The organism is Photorhabdus caribbeanensis (assembly GCF_018448885.1).
GTDB lineage: Bacteria > Pseudomonadota > Gammaproteobacteria > Enterobacterales > Enterobacteriaceae > Photorhabdus > Photorhabdus caribbeanensis.
Genome location: NZ_RCWB01000011.1, coordinates 69007 through 92038 on the forward strand (window position 1 = coordinate 69007; position 23032 = coordinate 92038).

The window sequence follows — 23032 nt, forward strand, 5'->3', positions numbered from 1 at the left end:
CGAAAATCGTCTCGCTATTTAAGGATATGAGTCTTATTTCCGGCTCATATCCTGTGCCATAGCAAGATGAATTCAGTGGTGAAAACTCATTAACGTTCGAAGGCATGGTAAAAAGCAAAACCGTTCATTTCTCAACTTGGCTGTTATATTCAGAGTTGACTCTCTTTTTTCCGAACCAGATAGCGATAAGGCATTTGTTCCGTTTCTTGCGCAACCAGTTGATGCTCCATAAAACGGCAGAAACTGGGAATATCACGTGTAGTTGCCGGATCATCAGCAAGAATTAATAACATCTGTCCTGCTTCCATATGACGCACAGTTTTCCGTACCATCATTACCGGTTCAGGACAGCGAAGCCCTTGTGTATCAAGGGTTTTGTCTGGATGAGTAAACACATCGGGCATAACTTATCTCTACAATTTCAGTCAGTCTATTAGACCGAATTATATTATAAAAAAGCCAGCAAAAATTAACTTTACATACAGACATTTTGAATTCGCGTACAACCGACGTATCATGTGAGGCGCCGTCAGTTAAAACGGCAGATCTTTCATTGGGTTCCCTCACCCCATTTTTCAAAAAGGTACAAGAATGTTTTTATCAACTACAATTACACAACAGCGTGCTACCGCTTTAATTTGGCTTTCGTTATTCCACATTCTGATTATTATTTCCAGTAATTATCTGGTGCAGCTACCCGTCTCTATTTTCGGTTTTCATACCACCTGGGGAGCCTTTACTTTTCCATTTATTTTTCTTGCAACAGATTTGACGGTTCGTATTTACGGCGCACCACTGGCAAGGCGAATCATTACCACCGTTATGATCCCCGCATTGCTGATCTCTTATATGATTTCTGCCCTATTTTTCCAAGGAGTATGGCAAGGGATTACCGCGCTGCTTGAATTCAATCTCTTTGTTGCCCGTATTGCCTGCGCCAGCTTTATGGCTTACTTCCTCGGGCAGATACTGGATGTATACGTCTTCAATCGTCTGCGTCAGAAACGTAATTGGTGGGTCGCTCCCGCAGCGGCGATGTTCTTCGGCAACTTACTTGATACTCTTGCTTTTTTCTCTATCGCTTTCTATCGCAGTACCGATGCTTTCATGGCCGCTAACTGGATCGAGATTGGGTTAGTAGATTACTGCTTTAAGCTATTAATTTGTTTAATTTTTTTCCTGCCAGCTTACGGCATTTTGTTGAACCTGATCCTCAAGTATTTCTTTAACTATCAAACTAACAATAGCCACATTCAAGTTCGCTGATTTTTATACACCCAATCGATCGCCGTCTCTTAATCAGCTCTCCTGATTAAGAGATTGGCAAGGCAATTAGCCTTCCACCTGGCTCTAATCATTCGATATTACATCAGTGATATGACTACAATTTTCTATTTTAATTTCACTTTTTCGGTTAATTTTACTCTTATCAATTAGCAAAATTGATTGTAATGATCGTTTTATAAGAATTTCTTTAAATTGTGCATTATCAACATTCGAATCCCATAAATCGCCATTTGCATCAATGCCGTCACAGGAAAAAATAAATAGATCGATCTCTAAATTTTTTAATTGTGTAATCAGTGAAGAGTTAATATAACAAGCATATTTACGATGCAAAACGCCCCCTGAACTGATTAATCGAATATTTTTCCTCTTTGATAATTCATGACAAATACGAATGCTATTGGTAAAAATAGTAATATTAATATCAGGAAGTTGCTTTGCCAGATACCAACATGTTGAGCTTGCATCAAGTGCGATTATCATTCCTTCGTTTATCCAAGTCACAGCTCGTTGAGCAATAAGCGATTTACTCGAAAAATGGCTTTTAACCCGTATGTTAAAAGAGTCACCATTATCCTGTGTTTCCCTGTTTAAACTTTTTGCTCTTCCATGTACACGAAGAAGATGACCATGCTCCTGAAGAAATCGCAGATCTCGGCGTATTGTTTCTTTACTTACTTGCAAAACTACGGAAAGTTCAATAGTCGTTAACGATTCATGGTGATGAAGAAGATCCATGATTTTTTGATGACGTGCATTTCTCATAAAGGAATCCCTTTTATATTAGGACAGAATAGAATTATTCTGCTCAATATCAGAATTAGAAAATCACGCCTTCTTTAGCAATATATTTCCACATTTAATCGTTTTCTCTGTGACGATGATAACAAAAGCGTTACCATTTCCTACTTTAGTCGGCATGTTTAAAGGAAGCAACGAGAAGAAATAAATAGGAAAATTGTCTTTAACGGAAGATTACCTATTCCTATATGAAATTTTTAGCTAATGAATGATAAGCCTCCTGGTGTTCACCGGGTGTATACAGTTCATAATGATAAGAAAATTGTTCACGGGCCTTTTCAGACGATTCATAGCAACCCACCCCAAACCAGGCAAAGAAAGAAGCGCCTAATACCGTCGTTTCTGCTTCATTAATTACTTTTATTGGCAGATTCAGAATATCTGCTTTTATTTGATTCCAAAGATGATTTCGGCTACCTCCTCCGACTAACATCAATTCTTTAGCATGAAATCCGCTTATTTTCTCCAAAATAGATAAGTTTTGTTTTAATTGATATCCCAACGCTTCTAATGCAGCACGATAAAAATGACGTCGTTCAGTATCTAACGTTATTCCACACCACCCCGCCTCGGAGGTTAATAAACGACAATTCATTCTTAAGTTATTAGCGCCGGGAGGAACAGATATAGCTTCATGGATCATTTGAAGATAAGCTTCCGAAGGAGGAATACCTTGCCAGAAAAGCTGTCTGATCCATTCAAGTATTCCAGAAGCCAACCATTGTAATCCTGGATTAAAGATCCCTTTTCTTGCGTCCAATTCACATGTAGAGCCAGCATAATGGGGTAAAATATCGGTATTCACATGAGGAGTACGTACCATTAGGATTTCCCAAGTGCCGGAAGATAAGACAGGTTGATTCAAACCTGCGCCTGAACCAAATAAGGCAAATTGCGTATCATGTCCAGAGGAAATAACCGGAACGCAGGAAGGTAAATTCAATTTTTTTGCCGCCTCCGGCGTTAAAGTGCCAATTGGTTCGCCGGCAGAAATGAGTTCAGGAAATAAATTCTCTGAAATAGAAATCGCATCTAAAATTTCCCTACTAAACTGCTCATTATGAATATTTAGCAACTGACTGGTCCCGGCCATCGTTCTATCAGTTGACATCACTCCTGTTAACCGATAATTGATTAAAGAAGAGATAAACAGCCATGCATGGGCTTTATCGTAGAGAGTAGGATGATTTTCCTTTAACCAAATTAATTTATAAAGCGTATTAAAATTAAATTGCCCGACACCGGATATCGTTTGTAATTTCTCAGCGGAGAAGTAACGCGCAATATTTTCAACAACAGGGGTTGTTCGTGGACACTTCCAACTAATTATTGGATAAAGTAGATCACCCTTTGCATCGACCAATGTTCCATCAACACCAAAAGTCGTCACTGTTATTGCGCATACCTTATAACCTGATAATCGAGGGATAATCACACGACAACAGCCTGCCAACCGTTCTAAAATGGCATCCAGTGACCATATGTGCCAATGAGGATTGGCTTTATCAGGCTCACTAATATTCGGTGTCGACTCCTTTGCAATCACATTACCCTGAGAGTCAACCGCAATAGCCCGTACATTGGTGGCTCCACAATCCAAAACTAAAACGATATCTTGCATCATACGCTTTCCTGTCTGGAATAGAGGCGGCACAATTCGTACCACCAGCAGCCGCTATTTCTTATAGAGAGGACCATAGTTTTGGCAGGCTCGGTAATCTGAACCTTCTATATCCATACCGTGCGCACTCCATGCAGAAGGACGATAAATGGCGTTCTCATCCACGTTATGCATACAAACTGGAATCCTGAGCATAGAAGCTAATGTAATGAAATCAGCGCCAACATGACCAATAGAAAGCACACCATGATTAGCACCCCAATTCGCCATAACGGAGTACACACCTTTAAAGACGCCTCTACCGGTTAAACGCGGAACAAACCAAGTTGTCGGCCAGGTTTCATTGGTCCGTTTATCCAGAATGTCATGAATATCTTTAGGCAATTCCGCACTCCAGCCCTCAGCGATTTGCAGGACGGGGCCAAGACCTTTAATGATATTGACACGACTCAGGGTGAAAGGAACGCCGCCTTGGGTTAAGAATTTGGAAGAGAAGCCACCACCTCTGAAATATTCATGGAGCGCCGGGCGCCATTGCGTCGCAGCCAGACAAGCATCCACTTCCTCTGCGGTAATTTCCCAGTGAGGCTTCATCGTAGGATGGTCTTGCGCGTCTTTTTGGCAACAGGTCCCATCCAGTGTTGCAGAACCTGAATTAATCAGGTGAATTACCCCATTTTCAGCCTGTCCCGTGAGTTTTTTGCCTGTAACACGCTCGACAGATTCTGGAGACCAGAAAGTTCGAACATCAGCAAAAATCTGTGCTGTCCCTGTTAGCATATGACCAAATAACATCGCAACACCATTTAGACTGTCATTCTCTGTTGCAACCATAAAGGGCTGACGGATGCCGTTCCAGTCAAATGAACTATTTAAAATCGCTTCCGCAGTATCGCCATTGGGATATTGATCTGTCCAATGACGTTGCCCTTGAAAACCCGCCACAATCGCGTTGTAGCCGAGTGCTTCTTCGCCATACCCTTTTTCTTTCAGTTTTGGGTTTCCCTGCATCATGTCGCGAATGCAAATAGCCATGAGTAAACTTTCGCGAAGAACTTGACGACGACTTTCTGGTGAACGGTGATATTGTTTAGCATTCAGATCTTCACCATATTGGAAATAGTTATCTGCCCAAGATAAGGCGAGCTCAAGTTCCTCTTCATCATATATTTGCTGATCAATACGACGGCGTAATTCTGTCATATCAATAGATTGGACTTTCATACCAAGCCAGGATTCAAAAAAATTATGATCAACAATTGAACCTGCGATGCCCATTGATGTACCACCAATAGAGAGATAAGTTTTTCCTTTCATACTGGCAACGGCTAATCCAGCACGGGCAAATCGTAACAACTTTTCTTTGACATCATCAGGAATATGAGTGTCATCAGCATCTTGAACTTCATGCCCGTATATAGAAAAAGCGGGGATACCTTTTTGCGAGTGGGCGGCTAAAGCTGCTGCAAGGTAGACGGCACCTGGACGTTCCGTCCCATTAAACCCCCAAATAGCTTTTGGTCTTGTTGGCTCCATATCTAACGTTTCACTGCCATAACACCAACACGGCGTGACGGTAATTGTCAGGCCAATATTTAATGCACTGAATTTTTCATCACAAGCCGCAGATTCAGTAAGACCAGCAATACATGTGTCTGCAATAACGCATTCAACAGGGGTGCCACAGGCATGGTAAATATGCCCAGTCAATAAATTAGCTGTCGCTTTTGCCATATTCAGGGTTTGCTCTTCGAGCGATTCACGCACTCCCATACGACGGCCATCAATAACCGGACGAATACCAATCTTGGGTAAATTCATATTCTTTTTCATGCTATTTCCTCATACAAATAAAGTTGTTATTTGCTTTCTTAATTAAACGGATGGCTGGGTAACGTATTCGCTCGGAATTTTGCGAAAATAAAGATCACAGCAAAACAGAAAGCAGGTACAAGTTCAGCCGTTGGAATATGGCCCACAGCATCACTGACAAATCCCATAATAGGCGTCACGATGCCACCGCCAACAATCGTCATGACAATGAGTGAAGAGCCATATTTAGTGTCCTGACCTAATCCTTTAATCCCTAATGAAAAGATAGTTGGATATTGAATAGACATAAACATGCTACAAACGGTCAATGCAATTAAGCCGATGTATCCCCCCACGAACGCGGAAATAATGCAAAGGATCATGGATATCAAGGCATAACAAGCTAATACTTTTTCCGGCGCAAATCGCTTAACTAACCAAGTACCCGTCGATCGACCAATAAAGAAAAACACCATTGTTGCTGTCAGATAATTGGCGGCATATCCCGGAGTCATACTCGGAATTTCTTCAACAGCATAACGAATCAGGTAACTCCAGCAAGCTGTCTGCGCCCCGACATAGCAAAATTGCGCTAACACTGCCCAGCGCCAATGCTTGATTTTAATCAGGCGGCCTAAAGACTCAAAGAATGAGCTGCTATTATCATGCTCATCACTTTGTATCACTGGAAATTTGGTAAACAAAATCAAGCATGCAATCACTAAAACAGCAGCAGCGATAATCATATAAGGGGACTGTACTGCTAAAATGAGGCTGTGATTATAGGTATCAATCTGTTCAACAGTCATTTTATTAAGTGTTTCTTGGGGTAAATGAGGGACATTAGATAAAATTAAACTTTGGCCAAAAATAACCGCGACAATTGCCCCAAACGAATTAAATGTTTGTGCCAGATTAATGCGAAAATGCCCTGTTTTTTCAGGCCCTAATACCGTGACAAAAGGGTTAGCTGCTGTTTCCAAGCACCCTAACCCAGCAGCTATAATAAACAGCCCCACCAAGAATAGTGTATAACTCATCACTGCTGCGGCAGGCCAAAAAAGAGCCGCGCCAATAGCATAAAATAATAACCCAGTAATTATCCCTGCTTTATAATTTAACTTATTCATTAATATCCCGGCAGGAATAGGAATAATAAAATAACCAAAATAAAATGCTGACTGGATTAATCCCGCCTGGAAATTTGTCAAGACAAAAGCTTTTTGAAATTGAGGCAGCAATATATCATTTAAGTTATTCGCCACCGCCCATAAAAAAAACAGAGAACATAAAAGAGTAAAAGGGATTAAATAACCTCTATTTTTTTCATTATTCCGCGTTATATTTGATTGCATCGATACATTATCCATAGCACCCTCATCTATCGCAGTTGATACTGTAAGTCTTCCATAATCAGTCGTATTTTTAGCTATTTATAAGATAAGAAAATGATCCCAATCACACTTATTTATTCATACCGCTAAATTGTGAACCTAATCACTGAAATAAATCCATTACACATGCCCGTTTATATTTTTTTTATTTAATTCGGTCATAAAGATGACCGAATAATCTTTTTTATGCAAAAACGGTCAATAAAACCAATAAATGACCGTTTGAGTTATAAATGAAAAATACGGAATAAAAAAAACAAATACAGGTATCTGTAAAATCCAAAAAGTGGCAAAAACATTTGAGCTTAATCACAAAAATTAACTTTAATATTTATTTAAAAACAACAAAGCACTAAAACAAAAAATAAACGACAGACTTAATTTATTTATTTTTCATTGACTGGCATAAAAGCATATTTCGAATTTAAACAAGGTAAATAATCATGAAAAGAAATACATTATCCCGTGAAATTATAAACACATGCTTAGAAATGACCCGACTAGGATTAAATCAAGGTACTGCGGGTAATGTCAGTGTCCGTTATAATAATGGCATGTTAATTACGCCGACAGGAATCCCTTATGAACAATTGACTGAAACACATATTGTTTACGTAGATGAAAATGGTCAACCTGAGGATAATAAGATCCCCTCAAGTGAATGGCGTTTTCATCAAGCGGTCTATCATGCCAGACCCGATGCCAATGCTGTTGTCCATAATCATGCAATTCATTGCACAGCGGTTTCTATTTTAAATAAGCCAATCCCGGCCATCCATTACATGATTGCCGCAGCGGGAGGAGATTCAATTCCCTGTGTGCCTTACGCAACATTTGGCACCAAACAACTCTCTGACTATGTATTTAACGGTTTTAAAAACAGGAAAGCTATTCTATTACAACATCATGGGATGATTGTTTGCGAGGTTAATCTGCAAAAAGCACTGTGGCTCGCACATGAAGTTGAAGTGCTCGCTCATCTATATTTACAGACCCTGGCGATCCAAAATCCAGTTCCTATTCTAAGCCAGGAGGAAATAGCAATTGTGCTTGAGAAATTTAAGACATATGGCTTAAAAATTGAAAAAAATTGAAAAAATAGAACCATTTTGTCAGGTGGTCGTTATGGCGCTAGCTTCCCTAAACGCAGCCAGTCCCAATGGAAAAAGGGCCTGTTCAGTACAGAGATCCGGGCATAGATCAAAAAAACACACATTTCCTACGACAAAATTGGCATAACAACTTTATTTATCCATAACCAGCCATTAATTTTTATAGATGGTGTTAGTCTGTTAAGTAATTTAAGTACTTTTTCATCCGAAGATAGCTTACCGATCTGTCACACTTTGCTCCCTGTTCGTTAGGAAAATTGATGCGACAAACAGATATTGAGTTTCCACAAAAGGAATATTCTTATGTTGAAAATTATCCAATCCCCCTCCAAATACATTCAGGGACCTGACGCCCTGCTCCATATTGGTAAATACACAAAAACTATCGCCGACCACGTTCTGGTTATCATCGGTAACTCCGCGATGAAATCGGTGGGAGATACCATCCATAACAGCCTGGAACAGTATGACATTACTCGCCATTTTGAAGTGTTTGGCGGTGAATGTAGCCGGAGTGAAATTAAACGCCTGTCTGACATTCTTAAAAAACATGAATGCCAAGCCGTTATTGGTATCGGTGGCGGCAAAGTACAAGATACCGCAAAAGCGGTCGCTTACGAATCCAGATTGCCTGTTCTGATTGCCCCCACCATCGCTTCCACTAATGCCCCGACCAGCGCTCTCTCTGTTATTTATAGCGATGATGGCAAATTCGAAGACTATCTGTTTCTCCCCACAAACCCAGATATTGTCTTAATCGATACCAGCATTATCGCTAAAGCCCCAACCCGTTTTCTGATTGCCGGAATTGGCGACGCGTTGGCAGCTTACTTCGAAGCCCGCGTATGTGGGGACGGCCATAAACCTCGAATGACAGATGGCGGTATATCCCGCACCGCAATAGCCCTTGCTCATCTCTGTTACGAAACTCTGTTAGAAGAGGGTTATAAAGCAAAACTGGCTGTCGAAGCAGGCGTCAGTACACCTGCGGTGGAAAATGTCATCGAAGCTATTACCTACTTAAGCGGCCTGGGCTTTGAAAATACAGGGGTAGCCGCCGCTCATTCCGTACACAATGGTTTTACCGTATTAGAAGAATGCCACCACATGTACCACGGTGAAAAAGTCGCCTTTGGGATATTAGTTCAACTAATACTGGAAAATAGCCCAAATGAAGAATTAGACACTTTCCTTGATTTCTGTGTACAAATGGGACTACCGGTTACTCTGGATCAACTTGGCGTGAAAGATGGTGAAAAACTGAAAGAAAAAGTGATGGCAGTAGCGAAAGCGAGTTGTGTCGAGGAGGAAACCATTCACAACATGCCTTTTGAAGTGACGCCGGAAAAAGTGTACGCCGCTATTATGGCTGCTGACCGGATGGGACGCGACTGGCTGTATTAAGTTTGACAAGAGCGGGCAAATTGTCCGCTCAATTTGTTGACAAGGCACTGATTTTTTATTTAATCATTTGTTTTAATGAAGTCTCATTCATCAAACAGAGCCTGCCGCCATATTTAAGAACCCCGCCTCCCCAAATTTTTATTCCTGAAAAGATCTCATCACTTAAGTACTAACAGATTAACTCAAAATATAAATTCACTATTCTGATTTTTTCAACTTAATAACATCACTCCAATTATTAATAAGAAATGTGCATTCATGACATCCAATTTGGCTTCCTTTATTAAAATACTCTTTGGCCTTATTAAAATCTTGATTTACACCAATCCCATTTAAATAATTGGTTCCGATGGTGCGATAGCCTTCAAAATATCCACTTTCTCCAGCTAATTCGAAAAGTGCTCTCGCATCTGAGTATCTATTTTCATCCTCTAAAATAAATCCCAAATTAACCATAGATCTTAACTTATATTTATCATTTCTTGATATAGATAACTTATATCTTTTACTGGCTTCTTGACGATAACCTTCTGTTTGTTGTATTACAGCGAGCATCCAGTTTGCATCTATATTACCACTATTTGCTTTCTCTATTAACGCATGATATTCATCTTCATTTTTAGGCATTGGAATAGAGAATTCTGATAAAAAATCATCTGAATGATTGAAGACAATCGATGGGATATCTTGTATGTTCATATCTGAACTCTGAACAATAAAAGAAAAAAAGAATAGTGAGTAGAGAAAATATTTCTTATTTTTTACAAAAAAATTACTCATAATATAATCTCGCTAAAAGTATTATTTATCCCTATTATGTCAATATTTGAATTTAGTGACGCCATCTGTATGTTTTTATCCACAGCAAAAAACACATCCACTATCTTAGTCGTATCCCCATTATTCCAGAGTACTGAGCTTTCAAGCCCATGAATATTACCATTTATATCCTTGAATCCATTTTCTTTATAGGTAAGATTTATAGCAGAGATTCCTGATTCACTTAATTTATACAACTCTCCATTATCAGTTATACCATCTTTATTGGCATCAATCCATAACTCTAATGAATTCCATAGACTATCATTTTGATTAAAAATACCATCAAAATTATCGTCAAGATCTGCTAATGCAGCAAACCCATTTGCTGATTTGATTCCATTTTTTAATATAGAATTATTCCCAAACAACTCATTTCCGTTATTTATTTTTCCATCTCCATTTTTATCCCATACCAGAAATGCATTATTGGCTTCTATCCATCCTGAACTTTCAACAATACCATCATTATCATGATCAAAATATATAGAACCATTTTCCGCTATGGTAATAATACCATCGCCAGTTAAATCAATAATAAGTGGTGTCTCTGTACTTTTCTGATCTTCAACAATTTCTTCAAGATTATCTAATACGGCATTTGGACTCATTCCTCGTAATTCCTGAATGAAATCTATACCATGTTTATCATTATCATAATGTGAAACTCGAAGAATTGAGTTTACAAAATCTATACAGTTATTAGTAAGGAGGTTATAATTCGGCTTAAAATCATAGAAATTTCCATTTTTTAAATCAGAAATGTAATTTCTCATATTATGAACAACACTTTCTGAATATATTGGATATGTAACACTGGAAATTTTTGATTTATCGTATGCGATTGAATCTCTAAAAGTTATGTTCTCAACTCCTCCTACTTGCTTATTATCACCCAAGCCCCATCCGATTGATTCACCCTGAAATTCAACCCATACATGTCCAAAAGTAGATTTGCTAACGTCTCCTGCCGAATTAGTATATTTAGTACCTGAAGGCGCTATTTTTACTGTTATTGTTTCTACATGCATTCCTTTAAAATTTTCGTTAAAAACTTTATCAACTAACCCATAGTCTTTACTTGGCATAGTTATTTTCTTATTGAAAACTTCCATGATTATCTTTGATAAATTAAAGAAAATACAATTTACTACAAATGGAAATAATTATCAATATCACTACCGAAATTTTATAAGTTTATATAAAAAATCAAATTAATAATTTACTAATATTTTATCTTTATTATTATATTCTTCGACAAGAAATTAAAACTGTTAGCATTTTACTTCCGTTACTATTTTGGCTCCTACTGTTGCCTTGAGTATAGCCACAGCGATCACAATGAATTTTTCTGTAATTATTGATACGACAAAGGTCATAAGAAAATGAAAAAGAACAATTTTGGTTGATACAATGAGTATCCACTGAAAAGCAAATAATTTCTGTTAATACTGCTTGCTGTGAAGTGAAAATCAATCAACCACGTTGTTAAGCAACCGAGAAAACGCACTGTTCAAAATCAGTGCGTTAGGAAACAAATTTATCGAGTCTATTCAGGCCAGAAATTCTCATCCATTATTTGCTCAAACGTCCAAGGACAAGTTTCAGGAAATACACTACGCGTGACTGCTCCCCGCCGTAAAAAACGGCGAGGCTTCCCACTTCTCAGGCCGCCACCGTCTTTATGACGGATTTACGCTGGCCTCCGTGGGCAGAGACGACGAGTCCCGCCGCCTGTAATTCTGTTATGCCCTTGCGCTGGATGTTGATCGCCGCATTGATATCGCGGTCATGTTCGACTCGACAGCAAGGGCATGGCCAGATCCGCTTACGCAGCGGCATTTCCGGCATTTTGTGACCACAGCAATGGCAGGTTTTTGAACTGGCGAACCACTGATCCAGTTTGACCAGATGGACGCCCGCCGCTGCGGCTTTGTATTCCAGTTTCTTGACGAAGCCATGCCAGCCTGCATCCCCGATAGCGCGAGCTATATGGTGATTCTTCATCATGTTGGCCGATTTCAGCGTCTCAACAATGATCGCTTGGTTTTCGTCAACTATTGTTCGGGAGAGTTTGTGTTGAAAATCGGCGCGGGCATGGGCTACCCGCTCATGGACGGCCGCCAGACGTAAGCGTGCCTTGCCGCGGTTAGCGCTGCCCTGTTGTTTGCGGGACAGCGATTTTTGCTTACGACGCAGGTTACGGGCGGCGTTGATAAGGTGACGGGGGTTATTGACCTTCTCTCCGTTCGACTGGATAAGATAGTGGGATAGCCCCATATCACACCCGGTCACGCGGGTGATAACGCCCGGCTTTTCCGGCGCCTCTTTGCCGTCGTCACACAGGATAGCGGCGAAATATTTTCCCGTGGCGGTGCGAGAAAGCGTAATGCTCTTCACTTTCCCTTCAATTTTTCTGTGTATGCGTGCTTCTATCGGTGACAATTTCGGGATCTTCACTGCGCCCTCCAGCACTTTCACCCCAACACAGTGATAGCTGGATTGCCTGCCCTGTTTGCGCTTGAACGTGGGAAATTGGGTGCGCAACTTCGGGTTGAAAAAATTATCAAACGCAGTATGCAGATTAATCACCGCCTGCTGTAATGCAATGGAGTCATATTCTTTGAGCCAGGCATACTTGCGGGATTGCTTCGCGACCGCCAGTAACGGTTTGAGGTCTTTGCGCGGATTTAAATTCACGCCGTGACGTTTGTAAGCCTGCTTTTTGATGTGCAGCGCCTTGTTGTACGCAAAACGGACCGCCCCGAACTGGCCGTTAAGATACTCTGCCTGTTCGGGTGTGGGGTAGACGCGGACTTTGGTCGCTCTTAACATATTCAGCGCTCATTGATAAAGTGCATTCATTTTAGCCTGTTTTACTGGCAGATATCAATCCAGTCAGGAGACGCCGGAGTCGCCAGCCCTAAAGCCCTCTGGGCTTTTCGCCTGATATCCCCGCCCGCGCTGGGCAAGGGTTTACGGCGGTTTTTGCTAATGAAACGTTTCCCTTGTCTGAAAGGATACACGTATAGAAGATGCATAAAAACTATGGTTTTTGTTTGATAAAGAACAAAAACGAACCAAAAACGCTCACCAATAATTAAATAAAGCTCGTTATTGTGACGATAGTCACAATTTCATTGGTAAAGTACATTTTAAAAAGTTAACAAATCACTCAGAATTGTCGCCGGGGCAAAACAACTTTAACAACTGAGGGTTGTTTCACAGATAGGTTGGGTTATTTCGACTATCATAATTTTCGTTATGGAAAATAACCACTTACAAAACCTTTCATTCTCCTATCCGGTGGCACTAGTCAACCGGCAAGCTGTTTATATAACCAAAAATGCCATCGGAGGCAAAATATGTTAAGTATTTTTAAGCCGGCGCCTCATAGGTCCCGACTGTCAACAGAACAGATAGATCCAGTCTATCGTCGCTTACGCTGGCAAATTTTTATGGGGATCTTCTTTGGCTATGCAGCTTACTATCTGGTAAGGAAAAATTTTGCTCTGGCAATGCCTTATCTGGTTGAGCAAGGTTTCTCCAAAGGTGATCTCGGTTTCGCACTCTCAGGGATCTCTATCGCATACGGCATCTCCAAATTCATCATGGGCTCCGTATCCGATCGTTCTAACCCACGAGTCTTCTTACCTGCGGGCCTAATTCTCGCGGCTTTTGTTATGTTGTTTATGGGTTTCGTGCCTTGGGCAACTTCCAATATCACTATCATGTTTGTACTGCTGTTCCTATGTGGCTGGTTCCAAGGTATGGGCTGGCCTCCTTGTGGACGTACTATGGTGCACTGGTGGTCACAGAAAGAGCGTGGCGGTATCGTTTCTATCTGGAACTGCGCACATAATGTTGGCGGCGGCTTACCGCCATTGCTATTCCTGTTGGGTATGGCGTGGTTCAATGACTGGAAAGCCGCACTTTATATGCCAGCTTTTGCCGCCATTCTCGTTGCATTGATTGCGTTCGCGTTGATGCGTGACACACCACAATCCTGTGGTTTACCACCAATCGAAGAGTATAAAAACGACTATCCACCTGATTACACAGAGAAAGACGAAAAAGAGTTAACCGCTAAACAAATTTTTATGCAATATATATTACCGAACAAATTGCTGTGGATGATTGCCATTGCCAACGTGTTCGTCTATCTGCTGCGCTACGGTGTTCTTGACTGGTCACCAACCTATCTGCGTGAAGCAAAACACTTTGCATTAAACGAATCCTCATGGGCTTACTTCTTTTACGAATATGCCGGTATCCCAGGCACCCTGTTGTGTGGATGGATGTCAGACAAAATATTTAAAGGTAATCGTGGTGCAACCGGCGTATTCTTCATGACTCTGGTCACTATCGCTACTATCGTATTCTGGTTAAACCCAGCAGGTAACCCAAATATAGATATAGCTTGTATGCTAATTATTGGCTTCCTTATCTACGGCCCAGTGATGCTGATCGGCCTGCACGCTCTTGAGCTAGCACCAAAGAAAGCAGCAGGTACAGCAGCCGGCTTCACCGGATTGTTCGGCTACTTGGGCGGTTCCGTTGCAGCCAGTGCTATTATCGGTTATACCATTGATTTCTTCCATTGGGATGGAGCCTTTATGGTAATGGTCGGCGGTAGCGCCTTGTCTGTTATTCTATTACTAATCGTTACAATTACCGAAAATAAACATAAACAGGAAATAGCCCAACAATATGGCTAACCTCTGTCATTAAACTGTGATATATCACTGATAATATTAATTAAGCCGTGTCATTATCTATGTCGCGGCTTTTTTTAGTCTTCAAATTCAGAGATTATGACCAATAGTCGTCATTCACACAGAAAAATAAATTAATGAGATAGATTTTATCTCATCGACAAAACGGAGAAACACACATGCAAACTCCAATCAAAACAATAATAACAGGCATTATTTTAGCTTCATCGATGTCAGGTATCGCCCAAGCGACAGATAAGATTGTTATCGCTCATCGTGGCGCAAGTGGGTATCTGCCTGAACACACTCTGCCAGCCAAAGCGATGGCTTATGCCGAAGGTGCTGATTATCTGGAACAAGATCTAGTCATGACTAAAGATGATGAACTGATAGTCTTACATGACCATTACCTTGATCGTGTCACTGACGTTGCCCATAAATTCCCAGGTCGTGCCCGCAAAGATGGACGCTACTACGCCATCGACTTTACCTTGTCCGAAATCAAGTCACTAAAATTCACGGAAGGCTTCGATATTAAAAATAACCAACAGATACAAAGCTTCTCCCATCGTTTCCCAATGTGGAAGTCCGATTTTCGAATCCACACTTTTCAAGAAGAGATTGAGTTTGTTCAGGGATTAAATAAATCTACTGGCAAAAACATTGGTATTTACCCTGAAATCAAAGCACCGTGGTTCCACCAACAAGAGGGAAAAGATATTTCCACTAAAGTGCTAGCCGTGCTGAAAGAGTATGGTTACACCAAGAAAAGCGACAAAGTTTACCTGCAATGTTTTGATACCAACGAACTCAAACGCATCAAAAACGAATTGGAACCCAAGCTAGGCATGGATCTGAAACTAATCCAACTGATCGCCTACACCGACTGGAATGAAACTTATGAAAAACAATCAGACGGCAAATGGATAAATTACAGCTATGACTGGATGTTCAAACCAGGCGCTATGAAAAAAGTGGCAACATATGCTGACGGCATCGGCCCTGATTACCATATGATTGTGTCTGAGGATTCCACACCAACCAATATTAAGTTAACCAATATGGTGAAAGAGGCTCACGCCAATAATATAGAAGTCCATCCATACACGATTCGGGTCGATCAACTGCCGAAATACGCCGCCAGTGGCGACCAGCTTTTCGATATCATTTATAACCAAGCGGGTGTAGATGGCGTATTCACCGATTTTCCCGACTTAGGTGTGAAATTCCTGCAAAAACAGCATCAACATAAATAAGACGCAAACAGGGCGCCTCAATCTGCGCCCTATTCCTATCGTTGAATAACTACGCCTTACTTATCGAAAAGGCCATAACATCACTAAGCTTTTCAGCCCGCAAAGCCAGCATCACCAAACGATCGACACCAAGCGCCACCCCTGCACACTCTGGCATCCCTTGTTTCAGAGCGCCAACCAAGTTTTCATCAATCGGTCGAACAGGTAAACCCAACTCTGCACGTTTACGGTTATCTTGTTCAAAACGCTGACGCTGCTCATGACTATCAGTTAGCTCACGGAAACCATTTGCCAATTCAACGCCTTTAAAATAGACTTCAAAACGCTCTGCAACCCGATGATCTTCTTTGCTGATTTCCGCCAGAGAAGCCTGAGAAGCCGGAAAATGGTAGATAAAAGTCGGCTTTTCAGTGCCAATATGTGGTTCAACACCAACAGCAAACAAAAGTTGCAATAAGGTATCCCGATCTTCTTCTATATCAGCAATATTACTCAGATCCAGCTTGGCCGCGACTTCACGCAACTTTTCTTTCTCTGCTGATAGCGGGTCAATATCCAGATAACGCAGGAAAGCTTGTTGATAAGAGAGTGATTCAGCACTTTCACAGTCAAGGATCTGCTGAAGTAAATCATCAACTTCATTCATCAAACGATACATATCATAGTGAGGCCGATACCATTCCAACATGGTAAATTCAGGATTATGATAACGACCCGCCTCTTCATTACGGAAGCAGCGCCCGAGCTGATAAATAGGGCCACTTCCTGCTGCTAGCAGGCGCTTCATATGATATTCCGGGCTTGTCATCAGATAAAGAGTCATACCATCCGCGGCACCCGGGCCAACAAACTCCGTCTGAAAAGGAAACAATTGAATATCAGTCACTGTAAACTGACCCATCGCAGGCGTTTCAACTTCCAATACCCCACGATCTGCGAAAAAGCGCCGTATTTCTGCTAAAATAGTCGCTCGTTTCAACAAGTTGGCGATAGGTGCACTTGGCTGCCAGTTTGCTGTTTCGCTCATGTAAATGACTCCAAAATAAAACCAAACGTGCAGTCTACCTGCATCACACATATCAGACAAATTATTACCGTCTGATCATCCCGGAACAACTTAGCTTATCTCGTCAAGACTATCGCAGATTGACTACTGACAGGTATATTATTATTAGCTATCTGCCAAAATATTACCGTCAGATAAACAATAAAATAGTGATCGATTTTTTCCTGACACAACAAAGCCAATACCAGACAAAATCACTATTTACTCTAACAGAGTTATCAATTTAAAATGGCAAAATGAATCTATATGGGTTTTATCCGCCTTAATATAATTAATACCTTTTATGCTGATCCTACTCAGATATTTTTCATTATCTGCCTTTAGTACTATCAAATTATAGCCGACATCTTCTACAGCAAACGTAGAATAAACATCAACACTCAATTTTGTAGCTTCAATATAATTACCGCCAGGATGATAAACCCGACTCAAATATAACCCATTGTCTGCCCTAAGCGCCATTGTATAAGCATCAAATAGCGTCACTACATACCGGGAAGAAGCACCAATAGTATATCTTCCAGCCTGAATGTAATTAATCTTTCCTTGACTGAATCGACTCAAATAGAGTCCATTATCTGCCTGCAAGGCGATAGTGTGCTCTGATAGTGCCATCATATCCTCCGTTTAAATATAATTAATTGCTCTATAGAATACCACTTAAATCTCATATCGACTCGCTATGCCCATAGAAATAAAATTCCCGTGTTAAATATATACCACTACCGTTAAACAATAAAATATATCCTCTCTTTATTATGGATGATATAACCAATTATTACTTGCAACTATTAAATAACCAAAAGAAATTATCATATTTAAATTAAAATCAAGATATTATAAGAAAAATAATTAATATTTCACCTAGTGTATTAAGTGACTAATCCTATTGTTTTAATAGTAAAAAAATAGTGGTCAGGTAAAATTGACCACTATAATAAGATGTCAGCAAAGATCACAATTATCCAATTACAGTTTTATAACTTTAAACTGGCAATATATATCTAAGTCGTATTTATCCGGTTTAATATAGTTAAAAATACCACCAGAATTGCTCCTGCTCAGATATTTTCCATTATCTGCACACAAAGCTATAACATTATCGTCGATATACTCTAAAATAAAAGTAGAATAAGCATCAATATCTGATTTTGTCGCTACTATATAATCACTACCAGCCAGAGAGATCCGACTTAAATAGAGGCCATTGCTTGCACGAAGCGCTATCTTATTGGAACTAAGTTGTGTTGAAGAATATTTGGTATAAATATCAATAATAGATTTATTAGCTTCAACAAAGTCAAACCCTCCTCCTCGATCAATTCGACTTAAATAGCATCCATTATCTGCCTGTAATGCAATCGGGCTACTTGATAATCCCATAAAACTCTCCTGCTTAAATATATTTAGTTTATTTTGGTCAATCATATTATTTATAACGCATTAATTTAAACATCACATCTCACTATTCCTATAAATATCAGATATTTTCAATGAATATATACAACCAATATGATTATTAAATACCAAAATATATTTTTGTATCTATTTTGAATATTATAATTATTTAAGATTTAATTATAATATTCATTAATCATAAATAACTTTCACATTTAAATTATAAAATAATAAACTATAAACAAAATAAAAAGTTATTTGAAACCATTAATTGCAATATTATAAATAACTTTAAATCCTATTATTATCTGATTATCTTAAAATAAGTAATAGGTTTTTATCTGACATATTAAATAAAGCTTTATCATTCCGCTACACGTGGTTTTCTTCAACCAATTGTTATACATAAAGTTATATGTTATGTAACGTGTATAATGTGTAGCACTATTTTGGAAAGTTATTAAACTAGCTGATATTATTAGTGAAAAAACAAGACAAAATAATAGTGGCCAGTTTTACCTGGCCACCATAAAAAACTCAAATAAAGATCATTACTTATGCAATTAATGTAGTCACTTTAAAGTGACAATACACATCTAAATTAACTTTATCCGGCTTAATGTAATCAACACCATTTTGAGTGATTCGACTTAAGTATTTCCCGTTATCTGCACGTAAAGCTATCACATTGCATCCGACATCCTCTACTGTAAACGTAGAATAAACATCAATACTTGATTTCGCAGCTTCAATATAATCACCACCAGATCGAGTAATCCGGCTCAAATAAAGCCCATTATCAGCAAGAAGCGCTATCTTATTAGTACCAAGCTGTATTAATTTATATCTTGAGTATATATCAATGGCAGATTTAACAGCTTCAATGTACTGAACTCCCCCCTGATCTATTCGACTCAGGTAGAGATTATTATCTGCTTGTAATGCAATAGTGATATTTGGTAATCCCATAATATTCCCTCATTTAAATATATTCTAATTACTAAATTAAATTGTATTCAGCATGACAAGACTATTTAAATATCAGTTATCACTATACCCGTTATCTTTCAAGTTGCCTCTTTGTTGGCTGCATTCACTCACCCCGGTAACAGAGTTATCTATGCTCCCGGGGATTCGCTCCCTTGCCGCCGCAATGCATCTTGAAATCCATAGGGTATATACCTGTGAAAATAAACTCCCATTAATAAATATAGATTAAAAGAATAAACTTGCAAGCCATATTCATATATTTATTCCGAATGATATATTGTTTAAAGTTTCAACATAACATTCATTTATTGAATAAATGGAAATAATTTTCATATTTAAATTAAACGGCCATAAATTATAAACAAAATAAAACAATATTTAAAATTATTAATTGCAACATTATAAAAATAAAACTTCAAAATCCTATCGCACTTAAGTAATCTCTGACACTAGCAAAAAACAACAGAAAAATAAAATTCACATTGTATAGCCTTGATGCTCAGTTCCATTATGGGCTCTCCTATTCTACTTAGATAATAACGCTATCGATCAATGCCAAATAAAGTAACTAATTCTTGACCCAGATCAAGTTTTTATAATCAAATCCAACAAAATACCCTTTCATATCAAATTTACCTCACCTGGAAATCGCTATACTTAATCTAATCTAGGTAGTAATAAATAGCTGTCCTTAATCGTTAAAGCACAGGATGTTACCTAAAAAATCTTGCTATATAAGAAATAACAACAACAACATTTAGGAAAATTACGACGATTTTGCTAATTCATTAATTTAACTTAAACAACGGAGAAGCACAGTGCAAATTTTTAATGCCGATCTCGCTATTATCGGAGCCGGAGGCGCTGGTCTACGTGCCGCAATTGCCGCCGCTGAAGCTAATCCTCAAATGAAGATTGCTCTAATCTCAAAAGTTTACCCAATGCGTAGCCACACTGTAGCAGCAGAAGGTGGATCAGCCGCAGTCACCCAAATTCACGACTCCTATGACTTCCATTTCAACGACACGGTATCCGGTGGCGACTGGTTATGTGAGCAAGATGTTGTTGAATATTTCGTCGAACATTGCCCGACAGAAATGATCCAGCTAGAGCAATGGGGTTGCCCGTGGAGCCGTAAAGAAGATGGTTCCGTCAACGTGCGTCGTTTTGGTGGTATGAAAATAGAACGTACTTGGTTCGCTGCGGATAAAACTGGCTTCCACATGTTACATACGCTATTCCAGACTTCTCTTAAGTACCCTCAAATCCAGCGCTTTGATGAACATTTTGTCCTCGATATTCTGGTGGATGAAGGGCACGCACGCGGCCTGGTTGCACTAAATATGATGGAAGGCGCCAAAATTCAGATAAGAGCCAATGCCGTTATTATGGCAACCGGTGGCGCAGGCCGTGTATACCGTTACAATACCAACGGCGGTATCGTGACCGGTGATGGTATGGGCATGGCATTCCGTCACGGCGTACCACTGCGTGATATGGAATTTGTTCAGTATCATCCAACCGGTCTGCCAGGTTCCGGTATCCTAATGACAGAAGGTTGTCGTGGTGAAGGCGGAATTCTGGTCAACAAAGATGGCTACCGCTATTTACAAGATTATGGCCTCGGCCCTGAAACTCCATTAGGCAAACCTGAAAACAAATATATGGAACTAGGTCCCCGTGACAAAGTTTCTCAGGCTTTTTGGCATGAATGGCGTGCCGGTCGTACTATTTCAACTCCGCGTGGCAATGTGGTTTATCTCGATCTCCGCCATTTGGGAGAGAAGAAATTACTTGAACGCCTGCCCTTCATCTGTGAACTGGCAAAAGCGTATGTCGGTGTTGATCCCGTTAAAGAGCCCATTCCGGTCCGACCTACAGTACATTACACGATGGGCGGCATCGAAACTGACCAGAAATGTGAAACCCGAATTAAAGGGCTATTCGCTGTCGGTGAATGTTCTTCTGTCGGCCTGCATGGCGCAAACCGCCTGGGTTCCAATTCTCTGGCTGAATTAGTAGTCTTTGGCCGTCTGGCGGGTGAAGCAGCGGTAAAACATGTTCAACAAACCAAACCCGTTAATGACCGCCCATTGGATGCCCAAGCCCGTGATGTAGTCGCACGTTTGAACAATTTACTGAAACAGAAAGGAACGGAAAGTTGGTCGAAGATCCGTGATGAAATGGGGATCTCGATGGAAGAAGGCTGCGGTATCTATCGCACCCCTGAACTCATGTTAAAAACGATCGATAAGATTGCTGAACTAAAAGATCGCTTCAAACGGGTGAAAATCACCGATAACACCAATGTATTCAACACAGATCTACTGTACACCATTGAGCTTGGCTTTGGCTTGGATGTAGCTGAATGTATGATTCATTCTGCGATAAACCGTAAAGAGTCCCGTGGCGCTCATCAACGTCTGGATGAAGGTTGTACCGAACGTGATGACGCAAACTTCCTAAAACATACGCTCGCTTTTTATAACTCTGGAGGTGTCCCTCACCTAGAATACAGCGATGTGAAAATCACCAAATCCACACGGCAAAACGTGTATATGGCGGTGAAGCCGCAGCGCAAGAGCAAAAGTATAAGGAGCAGGAGAATGGTTGATATGAACACCCTGAGAGTGGAGGTCATGCGCTATAACCCAGAAAGTGACCATAAACCCCATTTTATAGCCTATGAAGTTCCTTATGATGAGCAGACTTCTCTACTTGATGCCCTAGGTTACATTAAAGACAATCTCGCTCCCGACCTCTCTTACCGCTGGTCTTGCCGTATGGCTATCTGCGGCTCTTGCGGCATGATGGTTAACCGCATGCCGAAGCTGGCCTGTAAAACCTTCCTACGTGATTACCCTCAAGGAATGAGAGTTGAAGCGCTGGCTAACTTCCCTATTGAACGTGACTTGGTAGTGGATATGACCCACTTTATTGAAAGCCTGGAAGCTATCAAACCATACATCATCGGGAATGACCGCAGACCTTCCGAAGGCCCAAATATTCAAACTCCAGCACAAATGGCGAAATATCATCAATTTTCCGGCTGCATCAACTGTGGCTTATGTTATGCCGCTTGCCCTCAGTTTGGTCTGAACCCTGAATTTATCGGCCCGGCAGCAATCACGCTGGCTCACCGTTACAACCTTGACAACCGTGACCACGGCAAAAAAGAGCGTATGCCACAACTGAACAGCCAGAATGGGGTATGGAGCTGTACATTCGTTGGTTACTGTTCTGAGGTCTGTCCGAAACATGTCGATCCAGCCGCGGCTATCCAACAAGGCAAGATCGAAAGCGCGAAAGACTTCATGATCGCCATGCTCAAACCACAATAAGGGGAGGAAGAAAGTA

The 23032-nt window shown here is 40.3% G+C and carries 18 protein-coding genes and 1 pseudogene; 7 read left to right on the forward strand and 12 right to left on the reverse strand.

Features of this window, described 5'->3' with window-relative positions; genetic code table 11:
- Positions 1-149: 149 nt before the first annotated feature.
- On the reverse strand, positions 150-404 hold the full coding sequence (gene tusA, locus EAE90_RS09785; protein ID WP_011148230.1) for a sulfurtransferase TusA: 255 nt from the start codon (positions 402-404) through the stop codon (positions 150-152).
- Between the two features lie 187 nt (positions 405-591).
- On the opposite strand from tusA, the gene EAE90_RS09790 reads away from it, so the two are divergent.
- Entirely contained in the window at positions 592-1266 is a 675-nt protein-coding gene (locus tag EAE90_RS09790; RefSeq protein WP_214053330.1) for a 7-cyano-7-deazaguanine/7-aminomethyl-7-deazaguanine transporter, read from the forward strand.
- Between the two features lie 84 nt (positions 1267-1350).
- On the opposite strand, the gene fucR is transcribed toward EAE90_RS09790, so the two are convergent.
- From fucR to fucP, 4 genes are all read right to left on the reverse strand, one after another.
- A complete protein-coding gene (gene fucR, locus EAE90_RS09795; protein WP_214053331.1) occupies positions 1351-2052 on the reverse strand; it encodes an L-fucose operon activator in 702 nt (233 codons plus the stop codon).
- 220 nt (positions 2053-2272) lie between these two features.
- Positions 2273-3712: an L-fuculokinase gene (fucK, locus tag EAE90_RS09800; RefSeq protein WP_214053332.1), complete on the reverse strand. Its 1440-nt coding sequence runs from the start codon at positions 3710-3712 to the stop codon at positions 2273-2275.
- Positions 3713-3763: 51 nt separating this feature from the next.
- Positions 3764-5542, reverse strand: coding sequence for an L-fucose isomerase (fucI, locus tag EAE90_RS09805; protein ID WP_214053333.1), 1779 nt, complete (start codon positions 5540-5542; stop codon positions 3764-3766).
- 38 nt (positions 5543-5580) lie between these two features.
- Entirely contained in the window at positions 5581-6891 is a 1311-nt protein-coding gene (fucP, locus tag EAE90_RS09810) for an L-fucose:H+ symporter permease (RefSeq protein WP_214053334.1), read from the reverse strand.
- Positions 6892-7358: 467 nt separating this feature from the next.
- On the opposite strand from fucP, the gene fucA reads away from it, so the two are divergent.
- Positions 7359-8009: an L-fuculose-phosphate aldolase gene (gene fucA, locus EAE90_RS09815; protein ID WP_214053335.1), complete on the forward strand. Its 651-nt coding sequence runs from the start codon at positions 7359-7361 to the stop codon at positions 8007-8009.
- Between the two features lie 321 nt (positions 8010-8330).
- The gene (locus EAE90_RS09820) at positions 8331-9431 is read left to right on the forward strand and encodes a glycerol dehydrogenase (RefSeq protein WP_214053336.1); all 1101 of its coding nucleotides are present in this window, start codon (positions 8331-8333) and stop codon (positions 9429-9431) included.
- A 198-nt stretch (positions 9432-9629) separates the two neighbouring features.
- Here EAE90_RS09820 and EAE90_RS09825 read toward each other — a convergent pair whose 3' ends face one another.
- From EAE90_RS09825 to EAE90_RS09840, 3 genes are all read right to left on the reverse strand, one after another.
- Positions 9630-10130 carry a tetratricopeptide repeat protein gene (locus EAE90_RS09825; RefSeq protein ID WP_246550557.1) on the reverse strand — a complete coding sequence of 167 codons (501 nt, stop codon included), beginning with the start codon at positions 10128-10130 and terminating at the stop codon, positions 9630-9632.
- Between the two features lie 77 nt (positions 10131-10207).
- Positions 10208-11338 (reverse strand): hypothetical protein, encoded by a 1131-nt coding sequence (locus tag EAE90_RS09830; RefSeq protein WP_246550559.1) that lies wholly within the window; start codon positions 11336-11338, stop codon positions 10208-10210.
- Positions 11339-11915: 577 nt separating this feature from the next.
- A complete protein-coding gene (locus tag EAE90_RS09840) occupies positions 11916-13085 on the reverse strand; it encodes an RNA-guided endonuclease InsQ/TnpB family protein (protein WP_214053339.1) in 1170 nt (389 codons plus the stop codon).
- Between the two features lie 530 nt (positions 13086-13615).
- On the opposite strand from EAE90_RS09840, the gene glpT reads away from it, so the two are divergent.
- Together glpT and glpQ are read left to right on the forward strand one after the other, a co-directional pair.
- On the forward strand, positions 13616-14968 hold the full coding sequence (gene glpT / locus EAE90_RS09845; protein WP_214053340.1) for a glycerol-3-phosphate transporter: 1353 nt from the start codon (positions 13616-13618) through the stop codon (positions 14966-14968).
- A gap of 176 nt (positions 14969-15144) precedes the next feature.
- On the forward strand, positions 15145-16221 hold the full coding sequence (gene glpQ / locus EAE90_RS09850) for a glycerophosphodiester phosphodiesterase (RefSeq protein WP_214053341.1): 1077 nt from the start codon (positions 15145-15147) through the stop codon (positions 16219-16221).
- A 49-nt stretch (positions 16222-16270) separates the two neighbouring features.
- On the opposite strand, the gene epmA is transcribed toward glpQ, so the two are convergent.
- The 4 genes from epmA to EAE90_RS09870 form a co-directional block, all read right to left on the reverse strand.
- Complete coding sequence (gene epmA / locus EAE90_RS09855) at positions 16271-17248, reverse strand: elongation factor P--(R)-beta-lysine ligase (RefSeq protein ID WP_214053342.1); 978 nt, start codon at positions 17246-17248, stop codon at positions 16271-16273.
- Positions 17249-17488: 240 nt separating this feature from the next.
- Complete coding sequence (locus EAE90_RS09860; RefSeq protein ID WP_246550561.1) at positions 17489-17905, reverse strand: fascin domain-containing protein; 417 nt, start codon at positions 17903-17905, stop codon at positions 17489-17491.
- 351 nt (positions 17906-18256) lie between these two features.
- On the reverse strand, positions 18257-18670 hold the full coding sequence (locus EAE90_RS09865) for a fascin domain-containing protein (protein WP_214053343.1): 414 nt from the start codon (positions 18668-18670) through the stop codon (positions 18257-18259).
- Between the two features lie 570 nt (positions 18671-19240).
- Positions 19241-19654 (reverse strand): fascin domain-containing protein, encoded by a 414-nt coding sequence (locus EAE90_RS09870; protein ID WP_214053344.1) that lies wholly within the window; start codon positions 19652-19654, stop codon positions 19241-19243.
- Between the two features lie 839 nt (positions 19655-20493).
- Between EAE90_RS09870 and frdA the strand changes: the two are divergent.
- Positions 20494-22289 (forward strand): annotated as a pseudogene (gene frdA, locus EAE90_RS09875) (fumarate reductase (quinol) flavoprotein subunit).
- Complete coding sequence (locus tag EAE90_RS09880) at positions 22282-23016, forward strand: succinate dehydrogenase/fumarate reductase iron-sulfur subunit (protein WP_214053345.1); 735 nt, start codon at positions 22282-22284, stop codon at positions 23014-23016. Before frdA ends, EAE90_RS09880 begins: the two are co-directional and overlap by 8 nt.
- Positions 23017-23032 lie beyond the last annotated feature (16 nt).